At 70.9% G+C, this 22,667-nt stretch carries 18 protein-coding genes; 5 read left to right on the top strand and 13 right to left on the bottom strand.

Annotated elements, in window-relative coordinates; genetic code table 11:
* Position 1: 1 nt before the first annotated feature.
* The 5 genes from ACIRD7_RS02220 to ACIRD7_RS02200 form a co-directional block, all read right to left on the bottom strand.
* Positions 2–1,060, bottom strand: a complete 1,059-nt coding sequence (locus tag ACIRD7_RS02220; RefSeq protein WP_403448557.1) for an iron-siderophore ABC transporter substrate-binding protein — start codon at positions 1,058–1,060, stop codon at positions 2–4.
* 112 nt (positions 1,061–1,172) lie between these two features.
* Complete coding sequence (locus ACIRD7_RS02215) at positions 1,173–2,015, bottom strand: ABC transporter ATP-binding protein (protein WP_403448554.1); 843 nt, start codon at positions 2,013–2,015, stop codon at positions 1,173–1,175.
* A 39-nt stretch (positions 2,016–2,054) separates the two neighbouring features.
* A complete protein-coding gene (locus ACIRD7_RS02210; protein WP_403448551.1) occupies positions 2,055–3,179 on the bottom strand; it encodes a FecCD family ABC transporter permease in 1,125 nt (374 codons plus the stop codon).
* The gene (locus ACIRD7_RS02205) at positions 3,176–4,234 is read right to left on the bottom strand and encodes a FecCD family ABC transporter permease (protein ID WP_403448548.1); all 1,059 of its coding nucleotides are present in this window, start codon (positions 4,232–4,234) and stop codon (positions 3,176–3,178) included. Before ACIRD7_RS02205 ends, ACIRD7_RS02210 begins: the two co-directional genes overlap by 4 nt.
* Before the next feature lie 93 nt (positions 4,235–4,327).
* Complete coding sequence (locus ACIRD7_RS02200; protein ID WP_403448545.1) at positions 4,328–5,683, bottom strand: lysine N(6)-hydroxylase/L-ornithine N(5)-oxygenase family protein; 1,356 nt, start codon at positions 5,681–5,683, stop codon at positions 4,328–4,330.
* Between the two features lie 264 nt (positions 5,684–5,947).
* Between ACIRD7_RS02200 and ACIRD7_RS02195 the strand changes: the two genes are divergently transcribed.
* On the top strand, positions 5,948–6,895 hold the full coding sequence (locus ACIRD7_RS02195) for a methionyl-tRNA formyltransferase (RefSeq protein ID WP_403448542.1): 948 nt from the start codon (positions 5,948–5,950) through the stop codon (positions 6,893–6,895).
* 11 nt (positions 6,896–6,906) lie between these two features.
* On the opposite strand, the gene ACIRD7_RS02190 is transcribed toward ACIRD7_RS02195, so the two are convergent.
* From ACIRD7_RS02190 to ACIRD7_RS02160, 7 genes are read right to left on the bottom strand one after another with little or no spacing between them, the layout of a single operon-like run.
* Entirely contained in the window at positions 6,907–7,653 is a 747-nt protein-coding gene (locus ACIRD7_RS02190; RefSeq protein WP_403448539.1) for an anti-sigma factor domain-containing protein, read from the bottom strand.
* Entirely contained in the window at positions 7,650–8,234 is a 585-nt protein-coding gene (gene sigK, locus ACIRD7_RS02185) for an ECF RNA polymerase sigma factor SigK (protein WP_403448537.1), read from the bottom strand. Before sigK ends, ACIRD7_RS02190 begins: the two co-directional genes overlap by 4 nt.
* 43 nt (positions 8,235–8,277) lie before the next feature.
* Positions 8,278–9,402, bottom strand: coding sequence for a 2,3-diaminopropionate biosynthesis protein SbnA (sbnA, locus tag ACIRD7_RS02180; protein ID WP_403448534.1), 1,125 nt, complete (start codon positions 9,400–9,402; stop codon positions 8,278–8,280).
* 43 nt (positions 9,403–9,445) lie between these two features.
* Entirely contained in the window at positions 9,446–10,516 is a 1,071-nt protein-coding gene (gene sbnB, locus ACIRD7_RS02175) for a 2,3-diaminopropionate biosynthesis protein SbnB (protein ID WP_403448531.1), read from the bottom strand.
* A complete protein-coding gene (locus ACIRD7_RS02170) occupies positions 10,513–11,517 on the bottom strand; it encodes a TauD/TfdA family dioxygenase (RefSeq protein ID WP_403448528.1) in 1,005 nt (334 codons plus the stop codon). Before ACIRD7_RS02170 ends, sbnB begins: the two co-directional genes overlap by 4 nt.
* A 23-nt stretch (positions 11,518–11,540) precedes the next feature.
* Positions 11,541–14,096 carry an amino acid adenylation domain-containing protein gene (locus ACIRD7_RS02165; RefSeq protein WP_403451614.1) on the bottom strand — a complete coding sequence of 852 codons (2,556 nt, stop codon included), beginning with the start codon at positions 14,094–14,096 and terminating at the stop codon, positions 11,541–11,543.
* A 5-nt stretch (positions 14,097–14,101) separates the two neighbouring features.
* Entirely contained in the window at positions 14,102–16,669 is a 2,568-nt protein-coding gene (locus tag ACIRD7_RS02160) for a Pls/PosA family non-ribosomal peptide synthetase (protein ID WP_403448525.1), read from the bottom strand.
* 52 nt (positions 16,670–16,721) lie between these two features.
* On the opposite strand from ACIRD7_RS02160, the gene ACIRD7_RS02155 reads away from it, so the two are divergent.
* Positions 16,722–17,054: a hypothetical protein gene (locus tag ACIRD7_RS02155; protein ID WP_403448523.1), complete on the top strand. Its 333-nt coding sequence runs from the start codon at positions 16,722–16,724 to the stop codon at positions 17,052–17,054.
* A gap of 64 nt (positions 17,055–17,118) precedes the next feature.
* Here ACIRD7_RS02155 and ACIRD7_RS02150 read toward each other — a convergent pair whose 3' ends face one another.
* Entirely contained in the window at positions 17,119–19,095 is a 1,977-nt protein-coding gene (locus tag ACIRD7_RS02150; protein ID WP_403448520.1) for a protein-arginine deiminase domain-containing protein, read from the bottom strand.
* Positions 19,096–19,276: 181 nt separating this feature from the next.
* On the opposite strand from ACIRD7_RS02150, the gene ACIRD7_RS02145 reads away from it, so the two are divergent.
* The 3 genes from ACIRD7_RS02145 to ACIRD7_RS02135 all read left to right on the top strand — a co-directional run bounded on the left by ACIRD7_RS02145 (position 19,277) and on the right by ACIRD7_RS02135 (position 22,633).
* Positions 19,277–20,191, top strand: a complete 915-nt coding sequence (locus ACIRD7_RS02145) for an amidohydrolase family protein (protein ID WP_403448517.1) — start codon at positions 19,277–19,279, stop codon at positions 20,189–20,191.
* Between the two features lie 110 nt (positions 20,192–20,301).
* Positions 20,302–20,970 carry a LuxR C-terminal-related transcriptional regulator gene (locus ACIRD7_RS02140; RefSeq protein WP_403448516.1) on the top strand — a complete coding sequence of 223 codons (669 nt, stop codon included), beginning with the start codon at positions 20,302–20,304 and terminating at the stop codon, positions 20,968–20,970.
* Positions 20,971–21,151: 181 nt separating this feature from the next.
* Complete coding sequence (locus ACIRD7_RS02135; protein WP_403448513.1) at positions 21,152–22,633, top strand: hypothetical protein; 1,482 nt, start codon at positions 21,152–21,154, stop codon at positions 22,631–22,633.
* Positions 22,634–22,667 lie beyond the last annotated feature (34 nt).

Here is a 22,667-nt window from a genome sequence, read left to right as displayed (position 1 = left end):
CCTAGCCGGCCGACTTGACGAGTTCGTCGATCGCGTACGGCATGGAGAGCAGGGTGCCCTGGGAGATGGCCGCGCCGACGGCCGGGCCCTCGCTGTCCAGCAGGTACGACACCTTGCCGTTCTTGACCGCGTCCAGGTTGGTGAACAGCTTGAACTTCTTCAGCGCGTCCGTGTCCGCCTTGTCGTTGATCACGAAGATGCGGTCGACGTCGACCAGGTCGATGCGCTCGGGCGAGAGCTTGGTGTAGAAGCTGCCGTCGGCGACCTTGTCGATCTCGGTCTGGTACTTGAAGCCGATGCCCGACACCAGCCGTCCGCGTACGTCGGTGGAGGTGAACGGCGCCACCGAGTTCTCGTACCAGGACAGCGCGACGGCGGTCTCCTTCCCGAACGCGGGGTGGTCCTTCTTGGCCCTGTCGAGCTGTTCCTGCACGTCCGCGATCATCTTCGCGCCCTCGTCGGCCTTGCCGAGGGCCTTGGAGATCTGCAGCGCGTTGTCCTGCCAGGGCGCGCTGAAGGGCTCCTTCTCGGTCTTGGTGCGGCCGACGGTGGGAGCGATCTTGGAGAGCTTGTCGTAGGCGGCCTGGTCGACCTCGGAGTACACCGCGATGATCAGGTCGGGGCGCAGGGCGGCGATCTTCTCGTAGTTGGGGCCGGAGTCACCGTTCTTCATGATGACCTCGGGCAAGGCGCCGCCCCACTTGTCCTTCACCCAGGGCCACTGGGTGTTGATGTCGGGGCTCTTGCCCGCCGGGTTCGGGTACTGGTCGGTCATGCCGACCGGCTTGATGCCGAACGCCAGGACGGTCTGGTCGTCCGTGTAGCCGACGGTGACGACCCGCTCGGGAGCCTTGGTGATCTTCGTGGATCCGAACGCGTGCTCCACGGTGACCGGGAATACGCCTGCCGCGGTGGTCGAGTTGTCGTCGCCGGCGTTGTCCGCCGAGTCGGACGAGTCGGAACCGCATCCCGCGAGGAGGCCGACGCCGAGCGTCGCGGCGGACAGGACGGCCGCCAGCCGCCGCCATGGCTTCGTACGCGTCGTTCTGGTGAGGAGCATCCGCATTCCCCTTGCTTTCGCGCTTTCCACTGCACCCCCGTCTAAGGGCAGGCAAACCTTAGCGTGGGCGGGTGAGGTAAGCCTAGCCTAACTTCTCCAACTTTACGGGGATCTACGGGAGTTGGACGTGTGTGCGGCCGATCGGCACGATGAGTGGCCGGTCGCCGACCGGGTCGTCGATCACCATGGCGCGCAGACCGAACGCCTCGTCCAGCAGCTCGGCGGTGATCACGTCACGCGGATGCCCCTGCGCCAGGATCGAACCCGCCCTCATCACAACGAGGTTGTCGCTGTAGCGCGTGGCCAGGTTGAGGTCGTGCAGCACCATGACCACGGTGCACCCCGACTCGTGCAGATCGTCCACCAGGTCGAGTACGTCGATCGCGTGCGCCAGGTCCAGATAGGTGGTCGGCTCGTCCAGCAGCAGCAGGTCGGTGCCCTGGGCCAACGTCATGGAGATCCAGACGCGTTGACGCTGGCCACCGGAGAGGGAGTCGACGGGGCGGTCGCCCAGATCGGACACCCCGGTCATGGCCAGCGCGCGCTCCACGACGTCTGCGTCGTCCGACGACCACTGCCGCAGCCAGCTCTGGTGCGGATGGCGGCCCCTGGCGACCAGGTCCGCCACCGTCAGCCCTTCCGGCGCGACCGGCGCCTGCGGCAGCAGGCCGAGCTTCTTGGCCACGTCCCTGGTCCTGAGCCGTGCGATGTCGTCGCCGTCCAGCACGACCGTCCCCTTGGCCGGCTTGAGCAGCCGCGACAGCGTCCGCAACAGGGTCGACTTCCCACAGCCGTTGGGCCCGATGATCGTGGTGACGACCCCGGACGGGATCGAGACGTCGAGATCCTCGATGACCGTCCGGGCGCCGTACCCGACCGTGATGCCGTCGGCTGACAGCCGTGCCGCGTCGACGACTTCGGACTCGATCTCGGTTGTTGTGTGCTGAGCGCCCACCAGGCCCCCTCCGTTCACGCTTCCTGACCTTTGCTCCGGCTATCTGAGGTTGGCCCGCACCAGCAGATAGACAAGGAAGGGGCCGCCGATCGCGGCGGTGACCACGCCGACCGGGAGACCGATCGGCAGTGCCGTGCGCGCGATGAGGTCCGCGCCGATCAGCAGCAGGGCGCCCGTCACGCCGGACGCCACCATCGGCGGCGTCGGGCACCGCGCCAGCCGCATGGCCACCTGCGGCGCCACCAGCGCGACGAACGGAACCGGGCCCGCCGCGCTCACGGCCACACCCGCCAGCAGGACCGCGCACAGCAGCAGGACCGCCCGCACCCTCGTGTACCGGACGCCCAGGCCCGCGGCGACGTCGTCGCCGAGATGCAGCGGCTTGAACTGGAAGGACACGCAGGCCACGACGGCCATGAGGACGAGCGTGCCCCAGATCGCCACCCGTACCTCGTCCCACGAGCGGTCGTCCAGCGAGCCGACCAGCCACGCCTGGGCCCGGGCGACGTCTCTGATGTCGGCCGACACCAGCAGCCAGGTCGTGATGGCCTCCATCACGGCGCTCACCGAGATGCCGATGAGGATGAGCCGGAAGCCGTCGACCCCGCGCCGCCAGGCCAGGAAGTACACCAGCAGACCCGTGCCGAGTCCGCCCGCGAGCGCCGCCGCGGACAGGCCCACGGAGTTGACGACCGCCGCGGCGGTCCCGCCCGACGCCGTCACCAGGAAGACGGCGACCGCGCCGGCGCCCCCGGTGATCCCGAGGATGTCCGGGCTGGCCAGCGGATTGCGGGCGATGGACTGCGTGATCGCCCCGGACACCCCCAGCGCGATCCCGACGACCACCCCGGCCAGGGCACGCGGCATCCGCAGGTCCATGATGACGAACTCGTCGACCTGTTCACCGCGGCCGAGGAGGGTGGCGATCACCTGGTCCAGCCCGATCGGGAAGTCCCCGACGCCGATGGACAGGCAGAACACCAGGAAGGTCGCCGCCGCCAGCAGCAGCGTGACGAGGACGAGCCAGGGCCGCCAGACGAACGACACGCCCGCGAGACGCACGCCCGGCGTCATCGCCGGCTGCAGGTCCGCCTGACTCGGCCGCACATCCGCCCCGTTCGGCTCGAGGTCCGGCCTGTTCGGCCGCAAGTCCTTCCCGCTCATGCGTTCCTGAACTTTCCGCGCCACACCAGGACCGCGAAGAACGGGGCGCCGAGAAGGGCGACGAGGACACCGGCGTCCAGTTCGCTCGGCCGCACCACCAAGCGGCCCACGATGTCGCAGACGAGCAGGATGACGGCTCCGAGCAGACCGGCGTACGGCACCAGCCAGCGGTAGTCCGGCCCGGTCAGATAGCGGGCCACATGGGCCACCATGAGCCCGAGGAACGCGATGGGGCCGCACGCGGCGGTCGCCGCGCCGGCCAGCAGGGTGATGGCAGTGATGCCGACGGTCCGGCTCAGCGCGATGTTCACGCCCAGTCCTCGCGCCACGTCGTCACCCAGGTTGAGCAGGTTGATGGTGGGCAACGTGGTCAGCGCCAGCACCAGCCCGACCACGATGAATCCGGTGACCGGCCAGATGACGTCGAAGCCGACACCGGCCACGGAGCCCGCGTTCCAGAACCGCAGCGCGTTCAGCGACTCCTTGTCCGACAGCGCGACCGCGGTGGTCATCGCCATGAGGAAGACCGCGACCCCCTGCCCGGCCAGCGCGAGCGTCAACGGGTTGCCCGCGCCCCTGCCGATGCTCGACAGCCCGAACACGACGACACCGGCGGCCGCGGCACCCAGGAAGGCGAACCAGACGTACTGGAAGGGGTCGTCGAAGCCGAACAGGGCGATCACCGACACCACCGCGAACGAGGCGCCGGTGTTCACCCCCAGCAGGCCCGTGTCGGCGATCGGGTTGCGCGTGTACCCCTGGATCAATGCCCCGCCGACGCCCAGGGCGATGCCCGCCACGAGCGCGAGCACCGTCCGGGGCACCCGCACGGTCTGCACGATGAGCCTGATCTCGGTGAGCCGTTGGTCGGAGTCGGGCGCCGCGAACAGCCCGTGCCACACCTCGGCCGGACTCAACGCGCGCGCACCGACGGCCAGCGACGCCAAACCCGCGATCACCAGGATCACCAGCAGCGTGCCCAAGCCCACCAGCCGTCGCCGACGGGCCGGTGCTGTGCCCCTGAGCGCGGGGCGCTCCACTGCGGTCGTGCCCATGTCGACGTACGTTATCCCTTTGGTTCAGGAAGGACGGTGCTCACAACATGCCCTACGTTCGGGCCTGTTGGCGGATTCCGGCAAGTGGGCGCACTAACGGGCGGCGCTGCCGGTTCCGTCGGTGACCGTCCGGGCCTCGTCGGCAGTGGACTTCAGGCCCCGGTCGAGGAGCGAGTCCAGGATCTCGCCGACCCTGATGGCGGTGTTCGACAGCAGCGACGAGGTGATGCCGTGGGTGTGCTCCGTGCCGCCCTGCAGATAGATGCCGCAGCGCAGGTCGGGGTCGGTCGCGATGCGGTAGTCGCGTTCGACGCGGACGCGGCCCTCGTCGTCGCGGAGGCAGTGGTCGGCGACCTCGCCGAGGAGGCCGAGGGGGTCGGCGGGGCTGTAGCCGGTGGCGAAGACCACGACGTCCGCGTCCAGGGGCGTCTCGTCGCCGGTGACGAGGGACGTCACCGTGGCACGGACCTTGTCCGGGGTCTCCTTGACGTCGGTGAGCCGGCAGACGTTGAGGAAGCGGAGCCGCTCGGTGCCGAGAACCTTCTCCTGGTACATCTGCCGGTACAGGTCGTCGATCAGGTCGATGTCGACGACGGAGTAGTTGGTGTTGCCGTGGTAGTCCATCAGCCGGCGCTTGACGTTCTCGGGCGCGGCGAAGTACTCGTCGACCGCGGCGGGGTCGAAGATCCGGTTGGCGAAGCCGCTGTCGTCGGCGGGGCTGTAGCCGTAGCGGGAGAAGACCGCGCAGATCTCGGCCTCGGGGAAGCGGCGGTGCAGGTAGGCGACGTTCTCGGCGGCGCTCTGCCCGGCGCCCACGACGACGAACCGCGAGGGCGAGGTGCCCTCCAGCTCGTCGACCTTCGCGAGTAACTCGGAGTTGTGCCAGACGCGTTCGCCGCGCTCCATGCCCTCCGGGACGAGGGGGCGCAGACCGGTACCGATGACGAGGTTGCGGGCCCGGTGGACCACGAGCCCCTCCCCCGAACGGACCGTCACCTCGAGGTACTCCACGGCTCCGGCACGGACGACCGGCGCGACGCCGACGACCTCGTGACCGTAGGAGACCATGTCCTCGACCTTGGCCGCCGCCCACTCGAAGTAGTCGTGGAACTCCACCCGCAGCGGGAACAGGTTCTTGTGGTTGATGAAGTCGATCAGCCGCCCCTTGCTCTTCAGGTAGCAGAGGAAGCTGAACTCGCTGGCGGGGTTCCGGAGCGTCACCAGGTCCTTGAGAAAGGACACTTGCATGGTCGCGTCGTCGATGAGCATGCCGCGGTGCCAGCCGAAGGAGGGCTGCTGCTCGAAGAACTGAGCAGTGATCACCTCCTGGCCGGCGGCTCGTGCGTTGTGCTCGCTGAGCGCGATCGCCATGGCGACATTGGACGGTCCGAAGCCGATGCCAATGAGGTCGTGTACCGGTGTTGCGTCACCAGGAAGAACCTGTGACATGTCTCTCCCATCGTGCGGGGCAGTCGCCTGTCAGGCGTGGGGAAAGTACGAGGAGCGGGCACGCTGACGGAGCGGCAAACCGGGGAACTTAGGTGAGCCTAAGCTAATCTTGTGGAGCTGTCGATAGGGCGGACCGGACATCGGAAGCATCGGCACCGACATCGAAGTCAGGCTCAAGTACCAAGCCACATGGGCCCGTTGTGCACTTAGGCAAGCCTTGCTTTACTTGCCCTCGGTCCATCCCTGCCCTTGAGGAGGAAGCCCATGCGGGTCGTCATGTTCGGCTACCAGACCTGGGGGCATCGCACCCTGCAAGCCCTCCTGGACTCCGAACACGACGTGGTTCTGGTCGTGACGCACCCCAAGAGTGAGCACGCGTACGAGAAGATCTGGAGCGACTCCGTCGCCGATCTCGCCGAGGAGCACGGCGTCCCCGTGGTCATCCGCAACCGCCCGGACGACGACGAGCTGTTCGAGCGCCTCAAGGAGGCCGACGCGGACATCATCGTGGCCAACAACTGGCGGACGTGGATCCCTCCGCGCATCTTCGGCCTCCCGCGCCACGGCACGCTCAACGTGCACGACTCGCTGCTGCCGAAGTACGCCGGCTTCTCCCCGCTGATCTGGGCGCTGATCAACGGCGAGCCCGAAGTGGGCGTCACGGCGCACATGATGAACGACGAGCTCGACGCCGGCGACATCGTCCGGCAGGAGGCGGTGCCGGTCGGACCGGCGGACACCGCCACCGACCTCTTCCACAAGACCGTCGACCTCATCGCCCCGGTCACCATCGGCGCGCTCGACCTCATCGCCGCCGGGCAGACGGAGTTCACCAAGCAGGACCGGTCCCAGGCCAGCTTCTTCCACAAGCGGTCCACCGAGGACATCCGCATCGACTGGAGCTGGCCGGCGGAGGACCTGCAGCGCCTGGTCCGCGCCCAGTCCGAGCCGTACCCCAGCGCCTTCACCTTCCACAAGGGCAAGCGACTTGAGGTCCTCGCCGCCGTGGTCTCCCAGGGCCGCTACGGCGGTACTCCCGGCCGCATCTTCTATCGCGAGGGGGACGGCGTGGTGATCGTCGCCGGAGCCGACGCCCGCACCGGCCGCAATCACGGTCTGGCGATCACGCGCGTACGGACGGAAGACGGCCGTGAGTTGGGCGCGACCGAGTACTTCACGTCCATGGGCGGGTACCTCACCAGCCGTCCCTGAGCTGCCGGCCGTCAGGAAGCGGGGAGCGGCCAGGTGGCGAGGGGCTTGGTGGTGGGTGCGGACGAGCCCGCGCTCGGTTCGACCGTGATGGCGAGGGCGGCGGCGGTCCGGGGCGCCGGAAGGGGCCTGGCCTGGAGGGCGGCCCCGGCGGGGACGAGTCCGGCGGAGCGGGCCGCGTTGCCGGGGGCGACGTACCACAACTGGTAGGTCTTGCCCGCGGGCAGCGGAGCCAGGTCCTGGCAGAAGTAGGCGGCCTGGTCCAGGTGGCGTGACACCGCGACCGTGCCGGAGCCGCCGTAGGCCACGTCCTGCTTGACGAACGTGGTGTCGGGGGCCGCGAGCAGCCGGGCCAGGTCGGCGGTGCGGCTGTCGGACTCCTGGCGTGTCTGCTGCGCCTCCTGGTGCTGCCAGGCCGCCACACCGCCGAGCACGGCGGCCGCGGCCACACAGGCGGCCAGCGCGAGGTTCAGCAGACGCGGCGCGAGTCGACGCCCGCGGGGCTCGTCCACCGGGCCGGGGAGCGTCAGGGAGTACTGGCCGGTCCGGGCCACCTCGGCGAGGACGCGTTCCTTCAGACCCGGCGGCGGGGTGCGGGCCGCCGCCAGGGCGAGCCAGGCCGCGGCCTCCTGAAGACGGACGACCTCCCGCGCGCAGTCGGGGCAGCCGGCGACGTGCCGCAGGAACTCCTCGCGCTCCTCACGGCTGAGGGCGTCCACCGCGAAGGCCCCCGCGAGGTCGTGTGGATCGGCGGTGATCACGGCGGAGCTCCCAGGCAGTGCCGCAGTCGGGCCAGCGCCCTGCGCAGGCGGCCCTTGACGGTGCCGAGCGGCAGGGACAGTGCCGCGGCGATCTCGGTGTGGGTCAGGCCCTGGTAGTAGGCGAGCACCACCGGTTGCCGCAGCTCGGCGGAGAGCTCCTTCAGGCAGGAGCGGACCTGTTCGCGTTCTCCGAGCGACTCCACGGCCTCCACGACGTCGTCATAGGCGAGAACCGACTCCTGCTGGGAGACGGCGCGCTCGCGGTCGGCGGCCCGCTGCCCGGTGCGGACGCTGTCCACCGCGCGGTGGTGGGCGATCGTCATCATCCAGGTCATGGCGTGCCCGCTCTCGGGCCGGTAGCGGGGGGCGCTCTGCCAGACCTCGAGCATGACCTCCTGCGCGACCTCCTCGGCACGGGCCGGGTCCTGCAGGACGCGGCGCGCCACTCCGTAGACCGGGCCGGCGGCCACGTCGTACAGGCGGCTGAAGGCCTCCTGGCTGCCTGCGGCCACGGACACCAGCAGACGGTCCGTCTCGGATGCACCGATGTGCCTGGCCTCGGAGGCCTGCCGCTTCGCCACACCCTCTCCCGCCTGTGTGTGCCTCGACGCGCCATGCCGGGAGTCATGCGCCCTCCCCCACAGTGTCCGAGGCCCGGCCGCCGCCCGCATCCGGGAGCGGGGCGGACTTGGCGGTCCAGGAGCCCGGTGCCGGCCGGCCCGGACCCACGGTGGCGACGCCACCGGTCAGGGCTTCGACGTCCTGGCCCGGCGGGGTCACCCGGAGGCCCGGCGTGGGGCGGAGCACGTCCTCGCCGTAGAGGGCCCGGACCCAGTTGCCCTGGTAGACGGTCTCCAGGTAGCGCTCGCCCAGGTCCGGCGCGATGGCCACCGCGGTCAGGCCGGCCGAGTCGTGCGCGGCCAGCCAGCGCATCGCGCCGCTGACGACGGTGCCGGTGGAGCCGCCGAAGAGGAAACCGCGCCGGGCCAGGTGGTGGCAGGCGCGAATGGTGTCGGCCTCCTCGACGTGCACCGCCTCGTCGACGAAGGACTCGTCGAGCAGCGGCGGGCTGACGCTCATGCCGAGGCCGGGGAGCATACGGCGGCCCGGGGCACCGCCGAAGGAGACCGAGCCGACGCTGTCGACTGCGACGATACGGACCCGCCGGTGCCAGTGCCGGAAGTAGCGGGCGCAGCCCATCAGTGTCCCGGTGGTGCCGGCGCCGACGAACAGCACGTCCAGTCCCGGGAACGAGCGGGCGATCGCCGGTCCCGTCCGCAGGTAGTGCGCTCGCCAGTTCTCAGGGTTGGTGTACTGGCTGAGCCACACGTACCGGTCGTCCAGGGCGGTCAGCGCGCGGACGAAGTCGATCCGGGCGCCGAGGAAGCCGCCGTCGGTGCTCGGCTCGGTGACCACGTGCACCTGGGCGCCGAGGGCCTTCATCACCAGCCGGGTCGACAGGTTGCAGCGGGAGTCGGTCACGCACAGGAAGCGGTAGCCCTTGCTGGCGGCGATCATGCTGAGTGCCACGCCCATGTTTCCCGACGAGGACTCGAGCAGGACCGACTGCGGGGTCAGTACCCCGGCCCGCTCGGCTGCCTCCACCATCTCGGTCGCGGGCTTCAGCTTGATCGAGCCGGCGAAGTTGAAGCCCTCGCACTTCAGGAAGAGCCTGCGTCCGAGTGTCGGCCGGAGGTCGACGTAGAGATCCTCCTCGTTGAAGGCGTAGGGGGCGGATATGACTGACACGATGGCCTCCGCGGATCGAAGGACTGCGGGGCCGGGCAGGGGTTCACCCGTACCGGCTCAGCTCATGGAAGAAGCCGTCGACGACGTGCAGTTCCCCGGCGCCGGCCAGCTCGTCGTAGACGTATTTGCCGACCGCCAGATCGAGCACTCCGAGGCCGAAGGGCGAGAACACCACCGTCCGGTCCGCGGCGGGCGTCACACGCCCGGCCATCACGTCCGCCAGCGTGCCCGTCAGGAAACCGCGGTCGCCGGTGAGCCGTTCGGCCAGGTGAACGGAGGTCTCCGCCCGCAGGCAGTGCTCGACGTCGTCGACGACGTTGTCGGAGTCGAGCACGATCTCCGGAGCCAGGTCACGCAGCGACACGTGCAGCACGAGCGGGCGGTGTGCGAACCACGACCGGTCACCGATGTGCGGGTGGGCGGCGACCGTGGCGAAGACGACCAGGTCGCTGCGGCGGATCAGCTGCTCGGGGCTGTCGTGGGCCACGATCCAGCCGGTGGCGCCGGACTGTTCCAGGTAGCAGCGGAAGCCGGCCGCGCTGTCTGCGGACACGTCGTGGATGCCGATGGTGTCGAACGACCAGCCGGTACCGGCCAGGAAGGTGTGGATGTAGCGGGCGATCAGGCCCGTCCCGATGAACCCGACGCGGGTCGGGCGCCGGCGGCCGCGGCTGAGCGTGTCCGCCGCCAGCGCCGCCGACGCGGCCGTCCTGGTGGCGCTGATGATCGAGGCCTCCATGCAGGCGAACGGATAGCCGGTGCGGCGGTCGTTGAGGATGAGCACCGCCGAGGCCCGCGGGATGCCGGCCGCCACGTTCTGCGGGCAGCTGGAGATCCACTTCAGGCCGTCCACCCCCGCGTGACCGCCGATCGAGGCGGGCAGGGCGATGATCCGGGACGACGGGCGGTCGGGGAAGCGCAGGAAGTGGGACGGCGGGTTCACCGAGTCGCCGGCGCTGTGCAGCCGGTAGGTGTCCTCGACCACCTCCACGATCTGCTTCTCGCGCCCCTGGAGCGCCCGCTGGACCTGCCCGCCGGACACGACCGCGAACGGCGGCACGGTGACCGGCCCGGAGTGGGCGGGCTCCCAGGCGGTGGAAGGAGTGGTGGTCATCGGGCGGTCACCTCCACGGTCGGTGAGCAGTCGGCCAGGCGCACCGCGTCCGACATCGCGACGAGCACCTCGCGCGGCCCCTCGTACGGCTCTCTGCTGTGGGCGGTGCGGACGTTGTCGACGAGCATCAGGTCGCCGTCCTGCCATGGCTCGCGCACGGTGTGGGCCTGGTAGACCTCGTTGAGCAGCCGCACGGTGTCCTCGCCGATCGGCGTGCCGTCCCCGTAGCGGGTGTTGAACGGCAGCCCGTCGGCGCCGTAGACGTCCACCAGGTACTCGCGTATCTCGGGGGCCAGCGTCCACTCGTTGAGGAACGCGATCTGGTTGAACCAGCAGCGGCGGCCGGAGACCGGGTGCCGCACCACGGCGCTGCGGCGCTGCCAGGTCCGCAGGCCACCGTCGGGCTGCCACTCGAAGTCGATCGCGGCCGCCCGGCAGTAGCTCTCCACCGCGTCGCGGTCGTCACTGCCGAAGGCGTCGGCCAGGGACGCCCCGATCTCCTCGTTGTAGTTGCGGACGAGCAGCCAGCCCTGGCTCATGAACCGCTCGGCGAGACCGGCGGGCAGCGCGCCCAGCACGGTCGGCGCGTCGGCCAGCGCGGTCGCCCCGCCGACGGCGGGGGCGGCGCGGCAGGCGAACAGGATCAGGCCGGGGAACTCCAGGGTGTAGCTGAGTTCGTGGTGCATGCACATCGGCTGGTGCGGTGGCCACTTCGACGAGGAGTACACCCCGTCGGAGTAGCTCTGCCGGGGCGCGAAGGCCTCCCTCTCGGTCATCGGACCGGCGGCCAGCCGCCGCAGGACGGCCGCGGTCTCGGCGTGGTCGCCCGGAGGGAGGCCGCGGACCAGGACCGAACCGTGCTCGGCGACGAGGGCGCGCACCCCGTCCCGGTGCTCGGCGGCCCAGCTCTCCGCGGCGTCCGGGTGGCCGGCACGGAGGATCGGGGGCTTGCCGGGCTCCAGGTCGACGCCGGGCGTCGACAGGGGCAGCGAGGACGGCATCTCGGTCTCCTTTCGGTCGTGGTTCAGGAGGGAAGCGGTGGCCCGGGGCCGGCCGCGGCGGCGCGGGATCCGGCGTCGACGGCGAGGGCCAGGTCGGCCAGGACCGGGCGGCGTGTGAGGTCCTTGACGTCCACCGCGCGGTCCAGGGCGATCGCGAGCCGCACCGCCGCTAGGGAGGTGCCGCCGCGGTCGAAGAAGTGGTCGTGCCGGCGGATGGTGTCCTGCGGTACGTCGAGCACCTGCGCCCACACGGCGGCCAGCCGCCGCTCGGTGGGCGTGCGGGGCGGGTCGCGGTCCGCATCGGCCGGGGTGAGCTCGGGGGCGGCGGAGGCGACGTCGTCCGGTGCCGCGGCGCCGTTCGGTGCGGCGAGCGCGGTGAGTGCTTTCCTGTCGACCTTGCCGTTGGCGGTCACCGGCAGGCTCTCGCGCCAGTGGAACTCCGAGGGGACCATGTACGCGGGCAGCGACCGGCCGAGCCGGTCCCGCAGGACGCCGTCCTCCAGCGGGCCCTCACCCGAGTAGAAGGCCACCAGGCGCCCGCCCTGTCCGGTCCCCTCGACGGCCACCACCGCCCCGTCGCGGACCCCGGGTGCCCGCAGCACGGCGCTCTCGACCTCGCCGATCTCGATCCGGAATCCGCGGATCTTGACCTGGCTGTCCTGGCGGCCGAGGAACTCCAGCTTGCCCCCGGGCACCCAGCGGCCGTGGTCGCCGCTGCGGTAGAGCCGTCGGCCCGCGTGATGCGGATCCGCCGTGAAGGCCTGCCGGGTGCGCTCGGGGTCGTTCACATAGCCGCGGCCGACGCAGACCCCCGAGAAGACGATCGCGCCGGGTGCGCCGAGCGGCACCGGTGACAGGTGCTCGTCCACGACGTAGACGTGCACGTTGTTGACGGGCGGGCCGAGCGGGACCCGTTCGCCGTCCGGCGCCCGGTCCATCACCTCGTGGTTGGTGTCGTCCGACGTCTCCGTCAGCCCGTAGGCGTTGACCAGCCTGATCCCGGGCCGGGCCGCGAACCAGCGCCGGACGAGCTCCTTCTTCAGCGCCTCTCCGGTGACCGACACGCACCGCAGCTCCGGCAGCGCGCGCGGGTGCCGCTCCAGGTAGGACACGACGGCATCGAGGTACGACGGCACGACCTGGAGCACGTTGACCCCGCCGCGGTCGATCGTGTCGACGAACCTCGGGACGTCCAGGATCGCGTCCTGTGGCACGAGCAGCGTCCGCCCGCCGGCCAGGAGAGCGGAAACCAGCTGCCACAGCGAGATGTCGAAGCACTGGGGCGCGGTCTGGGCGACGACCTGCCCCTCGCCGATCCCGAGGTCGTCGATCTTGGCGAAGAGGTGGTTGAGCAGCCCCGCGTGCTCGCACATGGCGCCCTTGGGCTCACCGGTGGAGCCGGAGGTGAAGTAGATGTAGGCGAGCTGGTCCGGGGCGACGCCGACGCCGGGGTCGGAGTCCGGGTGGTCCTCCGCACCGGCCGCGTCGACGCGGAGCGCCTGGACCCCGGGCAGCGTGTCGAGGGCCCGGTCGAGCATCGCGGTGCCGCCCGGCTCGGTCAGCACCAGCCGGCACCCGGCGCGGGAGAGCATGGTGGCGATGCGCGCGGCGGGGAAGTGCGGCTCGACGGGCAGGTACACCCCGCCGCCTTTGAAGACGGCGAGGACGGCGGCGGCCCAGTCCAGGTTCCGCTCCATGACCACCGCGACGACGTCCTCCCGGCGCAGCCCCCGCGCCAGCAGGGCCCGCGCCAGCCGGTTGGCCCGCGCGTTGAGTTCCCGGTAGGTCAAATGGCGGTCGCCGCATACGGCGGCCACGGCGTCCGGGTGCGCCGCGACGCGCTGTTCGAACAGCTCGTGGACGCGACGGTCGGGCAGCTCCCGGCGGGGCCCGGCGAGCCCTTCGAGCTGGAAGCGGCGCTCCTGTGCGGACAGCAGGCTCTGCCGGGCGTGCGCGGCGTCCGGGTCGGCGGCGATCAGCGTGAGCGCGGTGCGGTGGTAGCCCGCGATCCGCGCGGCGCAGTCCGCGTCGAGTACGTCGGTCCGGTACCGCAGCCGCAGCGTGCGCCGCCCGCCACCGCGCGGGATCTCCACCCGCAGTACGGCGTTCCCGGCGAGTGGGCCCGCGTCGCCGACCGGATCGAACTCGGCCTCGCTGGACGGCCCGGTCAGACCCAGCTCGCGCCGGAGCCCGTCGACGGGGAAGTCCTTGTGGGACAGCATCTCGGATGCGGTCCGGTCGGTGCGGAGCACCAGCGCCCGCCACGACTCGGGGGCGACGGTCAGCGGGCAGGGCAGCGGCCGCCCTGCCGGCTCGGCGACGTAACCGGTGGTGATCTCCCGCTCGCCGGACAGCGCGGCGAGCACCTTGGCGTGGGCTGCCAGGAACAACGAGCGCGGCGGGACCGTCAGATCGTCCGCGAGGCGGCTCAACGCGGCCACGAGTTCCTCGGGAAGCGTCTCCTCGTGTTCGGCCACGTGGTGCGCCGGGTCGGTGGTCCACCGGGGGATCGTGGTGTCCCCGCCGGCGGTGAGCACGCCCTGCCAGAACTTCCGGGCGGCCGCCGCCGAGGTCGTCATGACGGTCATGAGACCGGCCTCCTGTCGTCCTCACCGGTCGAGCCGACCGGCGTCGCCGGATTCCCGGCCCACCACGCGCCAGGCGGGACCGCCTCGCCCTTCATCAGGAAGGAGTCGGGGCCGAGCACCGCACCGTCGCCGACCGTGACGCCGTAGTGGACGAAAGCGCCGACCCCGAGGGTGCAGCCGGAGCCGATCGAGCTCCGGTCGGACTTGAAGGCACCGTCCTCCTGCGAGTGGCACTGGATCACGCTTCCCGCGTTGAGCGTGCAGCCGTCCCCGATGGCGGCCATGGCGCGTTCCGTCAGGAAGCAGCCGTCGTCGAAGACCATGCGGCCGAGCCGCACGCCCAGCAGCCGCCAGATGACGTTCTTGAACGGGGTGCCGTTGAAGACCTTCAGATAGCTCTCCGACGGGACCTTCCAGTAGCGCTCGTGCCGCCAGAAGTCCGGGGTGTAGATCGAGCAGAACAGCGGCCTCAGCGGGCGGACCGCTGTGACGACGCGTTCGACCAGCACGTAGTACCCGATGGTGACCAGCACGGCGAGGAGGTCGGCCAGCACGATCCCCGTCACGCCGAGCGGTCCGTACAGCTCGGCGCCTGCCGTGACGACCAGGGCGAGAGCGAAGACGAAGATCCAGCGCGTCAGCAGGTACCAGCCCATGGTGGCGACGTTGTGCCGGGTCTTGGCGGCGAGGCCGCGGCGCAGTTCCCCGGGGCTCCTGAGCCCGTCGAAGCCGCTGTCCCGCAGGACCGAGCGGGGAATCTCGAAGCTGGGAGAGCCCAGCAGCCCCACGCCCTCGCGGACCTCCCCGTCGACCGGCACCATCACCTTCGTCGCGAGCAGGCAGTTGTCGCCGGTCCTGCCCCGCGTCGGGTACGCGATCCGGTTCCCGAGGAAGTTGCGCGGCCCGATCGACACCCGGGACACCCGGAACGCCGTACTGGAGAAGTCGGCGTTCATGATCGACAGGCCGTCGGCGACCATCGTCCCGCGCCCGACGGAGCTCAGATACGGCGTCTCGTGCTTCATCTCCGTGCCGAAGTTCGACCCGGTCTGCTCGACGCGGGAGAGGTCGTACCCGAGGCCCCGCAGGTAGTGGACGATGGCGCAGCTGTCACCGAACAGGCGCTTGAGGAACTTCCAGTTGGTCAGGAGCGCGATCGTGCGGTGCACCTCGAAGTGGAAGCCGTACAGCCGGTAGGTCCGGCCCGGTGTGATGGCCAGGCCGAGCAGCCGGGGCACGGCGGTCAGGACGAGCAGACCGGCGGGCACGGCGCCGAAGACCAGCACGAAGGAGATCACCAGGGCCTCCAGGTAGAAGGACCCTTCGCCGAGAACCGCGGGGCCGGGCTCCAGAGCCGTGCGGAGCTGCGGGACCTCGACCAGCACCGCGACCAGGCCGCCGACCGCCACCGGCACGTACACGGCCAACGCGAGCAGCAGTTGCAGGACACCGTGGGCCGCTCTGCGCACCGCGCCGCAGCGGGCCCGCCCCACGACCTGGTAGTCCACGTCGGTCCGCCGGGCCGGGGACCCGTGCCAGTGCTCACCGGCGGGCACGGCCTGCCCGCGGTGCAGCGAGGAGGCGTGTCCGAGCTGGGCCCCGTCGCCCAGCGAGGTGTCGATGTCGAGCACCGTGGCCTCGCCGACCAGGACGTTCCTGCCGAGGGTGACCGGACCCGGCTGGATCAGTCCGGCGTGCGCCCGGTAGCAGGCGAAGGACGAGTCCTTGCGGATGACCGTGTCGTCACCGAGGGTGAGCAGGTCGGTGCACACGGGCACGTTCCGGGAGAGGACGACCGCGCCCCGCCCGACCTTCGCGCCCAGTGCCCTGAGGTAGAGCAGGTAGAGCGGCGAGCCGCTGAACAGCACGAGGGGGTCCGACCGGACCAGCGTCTTGACGATCCAGAAGCGTACGTAGGCAAGGCTCCAGACGGGGATCTGCCGGGGCGTCCACCGGCCGACGAGCGTCCACTTCGCGAGGACGGGCAGGGCGCACAGGCCCGCGAAGGCCACGGCCCCGAACAGGACCGACCGCAGGTACGTGTCGAGCACGCCCGATCCCGCGGAGATCCACCCGTAGCCCCGGGCGGTGCCGAAGGCGAGGAGATAGACGTAGCCCAGGAAGGCCAGGCTCTGCAGGGCGCCGCACAGGACGTATTGCCGCCTGCTCGCCGCGGACCGGGGCGGGAACGACTCCGCGGGCGGGGCCGCGGGTGCCGGCTCCGCCCGGGGAACGGTCGGGGCGTCCGAGAGCGCCGTCGCCAGGCTTCTGATCGTCGGGTGCCGGTAGACGTCCTTCATGGACACCGACGGCAGGTCCGCACGCTTTCTGATGCGCGCGCAGAAGTGCGCCATCACGAGGGAGTCGGCGCCCAGGTCGTCGAAGAAGTGGCTGTCGACCGGTACCTGTTCCGTCCGCACGACCCCGGCCAGCACCGTGGCGAGCGCTCTCTCGATCTCGGCCGCCTCGTCGCACCCTTCCAGGAGGGCCGTGGACTCCTCCCGTGCGGAGGTCAGGGTCTCCACCGGCCGGGGACTGTGCGGACCGTGTCCAGAACCACCCATGCTCTTGATTCGGCACCGGGACGCGGGCGGATCTCCGAACCGCGAAGTTCTCGTGCGCCTCAGGCGTCACCGCGGCCCGGCAGCTCGCCCGAGCGGCCGAACGCCCGCGTTCCAGGAGATCCGCACCACCCTGTACGTCTCCAGTCCGCTGCTGCTCACCGCCGCGGGCCCGCTGGTGCTGGTCGGGGTCTCGGCCCTCGGCTTCCTGGAGCTGGAGACCGCCCTGCTGATCAGCGCGGGCGTGGAGGTGGCGACCTTGTTCCTGTGGGGCTGGCGAACCGGCCTGCGCATGGGCAACGGCCCGCTGAGCGCCCTGCTTTCGGGCCTCTTCGACACCGTGATCGGCGTGGCCGTCGTCGCCGTGAAGCTCCTCGCCGGCCACTGACCCGGCTTTCGGCGTCCGCGAAGGCGGCCCACACGCACCCGTGGGCCGCCTTCGCGCCGACCTTCTACGTCGCCGGCGTCCGCCACCATTCGGCGGAGGCGTCGCGCAGGGTGTTGGTGCCGCAGTGCACCTCGCCCATGCCGAGGTGGTACGTGTACCAGTCGTCGATGTACGACACCTTCAGGCCCGCCCGCCGGTAGGCGGCCGTGACGGCCTCGGTGAAGACGTCCGTGCCGCCGATGACGGGACCCCACTGCCTCGGGGCGAGGTAGCGGTCGCGGCCGAGGAGAACGCCGTTGACCGCGCCGGGGACATACGCGCTGGTCGTGACGGTCGCCCGAGGCGCCGCGACGGATCCGTCCCCGGTTCGGGCGAGCCACCGCTGCCGGCCGTACTCCTTGAGCGCGTCGGGCAGCGCCGTGGTGCCGCCCATGCGGGTCAGCCGGGGCACGGGGATGACCTCGCCGCCCTCCGTCCGGGCCTCCGACTCACGGGTGTAGAGGGCCGGTACGCGCACGACCTCGGCATCGGTGACACCGGTCTCGCGCTTGAGGATCTCCAGGTTGGCCGTGATCCGCCGCGCCGCCATCTCGTTGTCGGCGACCAGGTGCCGGGAGGCGAGGGCCTGGTCGATCGTCTCCTTCGGGCCCGGCGTGTTCCCCAGGCCCGGCACCGAGAACATCTTCGCGCCGCCGTGTCCCGCCCGCTGTGCGTCGCGCAGCAGCCGCAGGCCGGCCTCCGGGTCGGCGAGTCCGATCCGCCAGCCGCGGCGTGTGTCGGCGGGCAGGAACTGCACGAACTCGTCGACGTGCCCGACTCCCAGCCAGGAGGTGTCCAGCAGCAACGGCTCCTGCAGCCCCTGGGACTTCAGCAGGGTGCGCATCGCCGTCGAGGGCCGCTGTCCGCCGTCCTTGCGCCACCCCATGATGATCCGTCCGGCCGGGAACGAACGGCCGCCCAGCGTGTAGGGCGGGATGGTCTCCAGGTTGCCCATGGAGTTGAGCGACCAGTCGGGCGGTGCGGACCGGTCGAAGGCCTGGACGACGCCGACGTCCTTGCCGCGCAGCTTCTCGAACAGCTCCCGTCCGGCCTCGCGGTCGGGCTGGGCGGAGCGCAGCAGTACCCGCAGGACCTGCCGCTTTCCGCCGGGTGCGGTCATGCTCACGTAGGCGGGCTCGACGAAGTCCTGCGCCCACGGGTCGTCGTACTTGCCGAAGGTCACGAGTGGCGCGGTGATGCCGGCCCGCTTGACCTCCTTCTCCAGCGCGGCTACGAACTTCCTTTGTTCACGGGCGTACTCGTCGGCGCCGCGCACCTTGGTCACCATCACCTGCCGGGCCTGCTGGAGGTGGTGCTGCGTGAGGAGCGGTGCGACGCGCAGGGTGACGTCGTCGCTGGTCGGGGTCTGTCCCGGGACGGAGACGGTCAGCCGGACGACCGCGCGGCCGTCCCACTTCGCACGGTCCCGGATCACATCGGTGGCCTCGGCGCCCAACTCGACGCCCTGGCGCAGTTCCTGGGCGGTGAGCCGGGTCCCGGGCGCGACCGCCACCCAGGTGCCGGCGCGCTTGAGGAAGACCCGGGTGTGCTGGGCTCCCGTGGTGATCCGCACGCTGCCGGTGGCGTCGGCCGGCAGATCGGTCAGGGGCACGGAGCGGAGCCGGGCGAGGTCGGCGGCGTCGGCCGCGCCGTTGACCCGGGTGTCGGAGGCGTCGTTGCACGCGGCCAGCCGGTCGTCGGGCAGGGGTCTGCCGCCGGTGCCGGTGGTCGGGCAACGCCTGGTGTCGTCATCGATGTTGGGCAGGTAGAGCGCTCCGCGCGCCGGGGACCAGGAGTCCTCGCCGCTCGTGTCGTCGGTGCCGCTGACGTCGACCCGTCCGTCGCGGTTCACGTCCGCCCGGAGATCGGCCCGCGCGGCCGGTCCGGCGGCGACGGCCTGCGGGAGGGGCGCGGCCAGCACGGCTCCGACCGCGGTGAGCGCGAGGACCAGCGGTCCGGCGGGATGCGTACGTATGCGTCTGGGTGAGCCAAGTGAACGCACAGCGCGTTCCTTCCTCGGTTGGGGGGTTGCGCTGTGCAAGAGGAGGAGAGGGCGGCTGTGCGTTCACTGTGGGCCGGAGGAATCGCAAGGAAAATCAAGAGGGGTGACACACTCCGCGCGGACGGCATGATGGCTGCCGTATGCATCGGTTCGTGCATTACTTAAAGGGGGCGGGGCGGCTTTGACTGACCGAACGACCGGCACCGACGCGGCGAACACGTCCGACGAGGCGGCGGAGGTGCGGCGGTTCTGGCAGCGGCTCGGGCTGCCGGGGCTCGTCGACGTGCACACCCACTTCATGCCCGAGCGGGTGCTGCGCAAGGTGTGGCAGTACTTCGACTCGCTGGGCCCGCTGACCGGCGGGATGGAGTGGCCCATCACCTACCGCACGGAGGAGGCCGAGCGGGTCGCCGTGATGCGGGGCATGGGTGTCCGCGCCTTCACCTCCATGCTCTATCCGCACAAGGCGGGTATGGCCGAGTGGCTCAACGGCTGGGCGGCCGGCTTCGCACGCCGCACACCGGACTGTCTGCACACCGCGACGCTCTTCCCGGAGCCGGGAGTCGAGGCCTATGTCCGCAAGGCGGTCGAGGAGGGGGCGCGGGTTTTCAAGGCGCATGTGCAGGTGGGGGCGTACGACCCGGCGGACCAGGCCCTGGACCCTGCCTGGGGCCTGCTGGCCGAGGCCGGGATTCCCGTCGTGATCCACTGCGGCTCCGGCCCGATGCCCGGCGCGCACACCGGCCCCGGGCCCGTGGGGCGCGTCCTCGCCCGGCACCCACGGCTGCGGCTGGTCGTCGCGCACATGGGGCTGCCCGAGTACGAGGACTTCCTCGACCTCGCCGAGCGGTACGGGGAAGTGCGCCTCGACACGACGATGGCGTTCACCGACTTCAGCGAACGGCTGGCACCGTTCCCGCCGGGAGCCCTGCCCCGCCTCGCCGCGCTCGGAGACCGCGTCCTGCTCGGCAGCGACTTCCCGAACATCCCTTACCCCTATCTGCATCAACTGGCGGCCCTGGAGCGGCTGGGGCTCGGGGACGACTGGCTGCGCGCGGTCTGCCATGACAACGGGGCACGGCTGTTCGGATTGTGACGGACTGATCTCCTACCTCGCTTTTACGAGAGCTAGGCTAGCTTGGTGAACGAAACCGTTTCGTTCCGCTGGCAGGCCGCCACCCGCCTCCCTCAGGAAGAAGGACAGGCATGGTCTCCGTACTCGTGGTGAACGACCAGTCTCTCCAGCGCCTCGCCCTGCGCATGCTCCTCGCCGCCGAGCCCGACATCGACATCGCCGGGGAGGCGACGAACGGCGCCGACGCGGTCGGGATGAGCGCCGCGCTCCGCCCCGACGTCGTCCTGCTGGCGGGCCACCCCTACGGGGCGGAGGGCATCGACACCGTCCGGCGCGTCGCCGGGCGACAGAGCCTCCCGCACGCACCCCGCGTCCTCGTACTCACCTCCACCGGCCACGAGGAGTACGCCTACGCCGCACTGCGCGCCGGTGCGGACGGATTCCTGCTGGAGGACGCCGCGCCCGGCGAACTCGCCTCGGCCGTCCGCATCGTGGCCGCCGGGGACGCCGTCGTCACCCCGGCCCTGACCCGCGCGCTCATCGACGCCGTACGCGAGCAGCGCACCGCCCGTCCCGGGCCCGGCGTGTCCGGGCTCGACACGCTCACCGGACGCGAGCGGGACGTCCTGATCGCCGTCGCCTGCGGCTGGTCCAACGCCGAGATCGCCGAGCGGTTGGCCATCGCGCCGACCACCGTCAAGACGCATGTGAGCAACATCCTCGGCAAGATCGGCGCCCGCGCCCGCGTCCAGGCGGTGACCTTCGCCTACGAGACCGGACTGGTCCGGCCCGCGGCGTGAGGCGGATCCGGCACGACTGACCGGGGCGCCGGGCCAACTGGCGTCCCGCGCTACACCATCCGGTGGCTTCTCGCCGCCGCAGCGTTATTCATATCACCCTATTTCCTATTCATTTCACTGTCCGGCTCTTGGTGCTGACCACCCGTCATGAGGCCCTGAACCAAGTCGAGGAGAGTGGAAGATGACCGCATCGCCGAAATGGCGATCTGTTCTGGCGCCGGCCGCCATGGCCGCCGCGCTCGCCGCAGCCGCCCTGGCGAGCGGGGGCACCGCCTACGCCGATGACCACGCACCCCCACACCCGCCGTACCCGCACAAGCCGGCCCACCCGGCCCACGCACCCCAGCCCGCACACCCGGTGAAGCCGGCGTACCCCGTTCACCCCGGGAAGCCGATGCATCCGGTGAAGCCTGTGCATCCGGAGAAGCCGGCGTATCCGGCCAAGCCGGTGAAGCCCGCGTACCCGGCCAAGCCGGTGAAGCCCGCGTACCCGGCCAAGCCGGTGAAGCCCGCGTACCCGGCCAAGCCGGTGAAGCCCGCGTATCCCGAGAAGCCTGCGTACCCGGTGAAGCCGGTGCACCCGGAGAAGCCCGTGCATCCGGTAAAGCCGGTGCACCCGCAGAAGCCCGTATACCCCGCGAAGCCGGTCAAGCCCGAGTACCCGGCACACCCCGTGAAGCCAGCGTATCCCGAGAAGCCCGCCTACCCGGCCAAGCCGGTAAAGCCCGCCTATCCCGAGAAGCCCGCTTACCCGGCCAAGCCGGTCAAGCCCGCCTATCCCGAGAAGCCTGCCTACCCGGCCAAGCCGGTCAAGCCTGACTACCCGAGCAAGCCCGCCTACCCCGCCAAGCCGGTAAAGCCCGACTACCCGAGCAAGCCCGCATATCCGGCCAAGCCCGAGTACCCGGCACACCCTGTGAAGCCCGCGTATCCGGAGAAGCCTTCGTACCCGGTAAAGCCGGTCAAGCCCGCATATCCCGAGAAGCCCGCCTACCCGGCGAAACCGGTCAAGCCTGACTACCCCAGCAAGCCGGCCTACCCGGCCAAGCCCGTCAAGCCTGACTACCCCAGCAAGCCCGCCTACCCCGCCAAGCCGGTAAAGCCTGACTACCCGACCAAGCCCGCTTACCCGGCCAAGCCGGTCAAGCCCGCCTACCCCGAGAAGCCCGCCTACCCGGCCAAGCCCGTCAAACCTGACTACCCGACCAAGCCCGCCTACCCCGCCAAGCCGGTAAAGCCCGCGTATCCCGAGAAGCCTGCCTACCCGGCCAAGCCGGTCAAGCCTGACTACCCGAGCAAGCCCGCCTACCCGGCCAAGCCCGCCAAGCCTGACTACCCCAGCAAGCCCGCGTACCCGGCCAAGCCCGCCAAGCCCGACTACCCCAGCAAGCCCGCGTACCCGGCCAAGCCCGCCAAGCCCGACTACCCCAGCAAGCCCGCGAAGCCTGACTACCCGAGCAAGCCCGCCTACCCGGCGAAGCCCGCCAAGCCTGACTACCCGAGCAAGCCCACCAAGCCTGACTACCCCTCAAAGCCCGCTCACCCGCAGAAGCCTGACTACCCCTCAAAGCCCAGCAAGCCCCACAAGCCCGACCACCCGTCAAAGCCCGACCACCCCAGCAAGCCCACCCACGCCAAGCACCAGCACGAGGAGAAGTGGTGACCAGGAGCGCCTGATCCTGGCTGGTGCCGCCCCC

The sequence above is a fragment of the Streptomyces sp. NPDC093568 genome (assembly GCF_044764945.1).
Taxonomy (GTDB): Bacteria; Actinomycetota; Actinomycetes; order Streptomycetales; family Streptomycetaceae; genus Streptomyces.
The sequence above is the reverse complement of the archived record's forward strand: the minus strand, read 5'-3'. Positions and strand labels throughout refer to the sequence as shown.

Excerpts from the sequence above, each read along its gene's own strand:
- ACIRD7_RS02220 (WP_403448557.1), bottom strand. The coding sequence starts at position 1,060 with ATGCTCCTCACCAGAACGACGCGTACGAAGCCATGGCGGCGGCTGGCG.
- ACIRD7_RS02210 (WP_403448551.1), bottom strand. The coding sequence starts at position 3,179 with ATGAGCGGGAAGGACTTGCGGCCGAACAGGCCGGACCTCGAGCCGAAC.
- ACIRD7_RS02205 (WP_403448548.1), bottom strand. The coding sequence starts at position 4,234 with ATGGGCACGACCGCAGTGGAGCGCCCCGCGCTCAGGGGCACAGCACCG.
- ACIRD7_RS02200 (WP_403448545.1), bottom strand. The coding sequence starts at position 5,683 with ATGTCACAGGTTCTTCCTGGTGACGCAACACCGGTACACGACCTCATT.
- ACIRD7_RS02195 (WP_403448542.1), top strand. The coding sequence starts at position 5,948 with ATGCGGGTCGTCATGTTCGGCTACCAGACCTGGGGGCATCGCACCCTG.
- sbnB (WP_403448531.1), bottom strand. The coding sequence starts at position 10,516 with ATGACCACCACTCCTTCCACCGCCTGGGAGCCCGCCCACTCCGGGCCG.
- ACIRD7_RS02170 (WP_403448528.1), bottom strand. The coding sequence starts at position 11,517 with ATGCCGTCCTCGCTGCCCCTGTCGACGCCCGGCGTCGACCTGGAGCCC.
- ACIRD7_RS02165 (WP_403451614.1), bottom strand. The coding sequence starts at position 14,096 with ATGACGACCTCGGCGGCGGCCGCCCGGAAGTTCTGGCAGGGCGTGCTC.
- ACIRD7_RS02160 (WP_403448525.1), bottom strand. The coding sequence starts at position 16,669 with ATGGGTGGTTCTGGACACGGTCCGCACAGTCCCCGGCCGGTGGAGACC.
- ACIRD7_RS02140 (WP_403448516.1), top strand. The coding sequence starts at position 20,302 with ATGGTCTCCGTACTCGTGGTGAACGACCAGTCTCTCCAGCGCCTCGCC.
- ACIRD7_RS02135 (WP_403448513.1), top strand. The coding sequence starts at position 21,152 with ATGACCGCATCGCCGAAATGGCGATCTGTTCTGGCGCCGGCCGCCATG.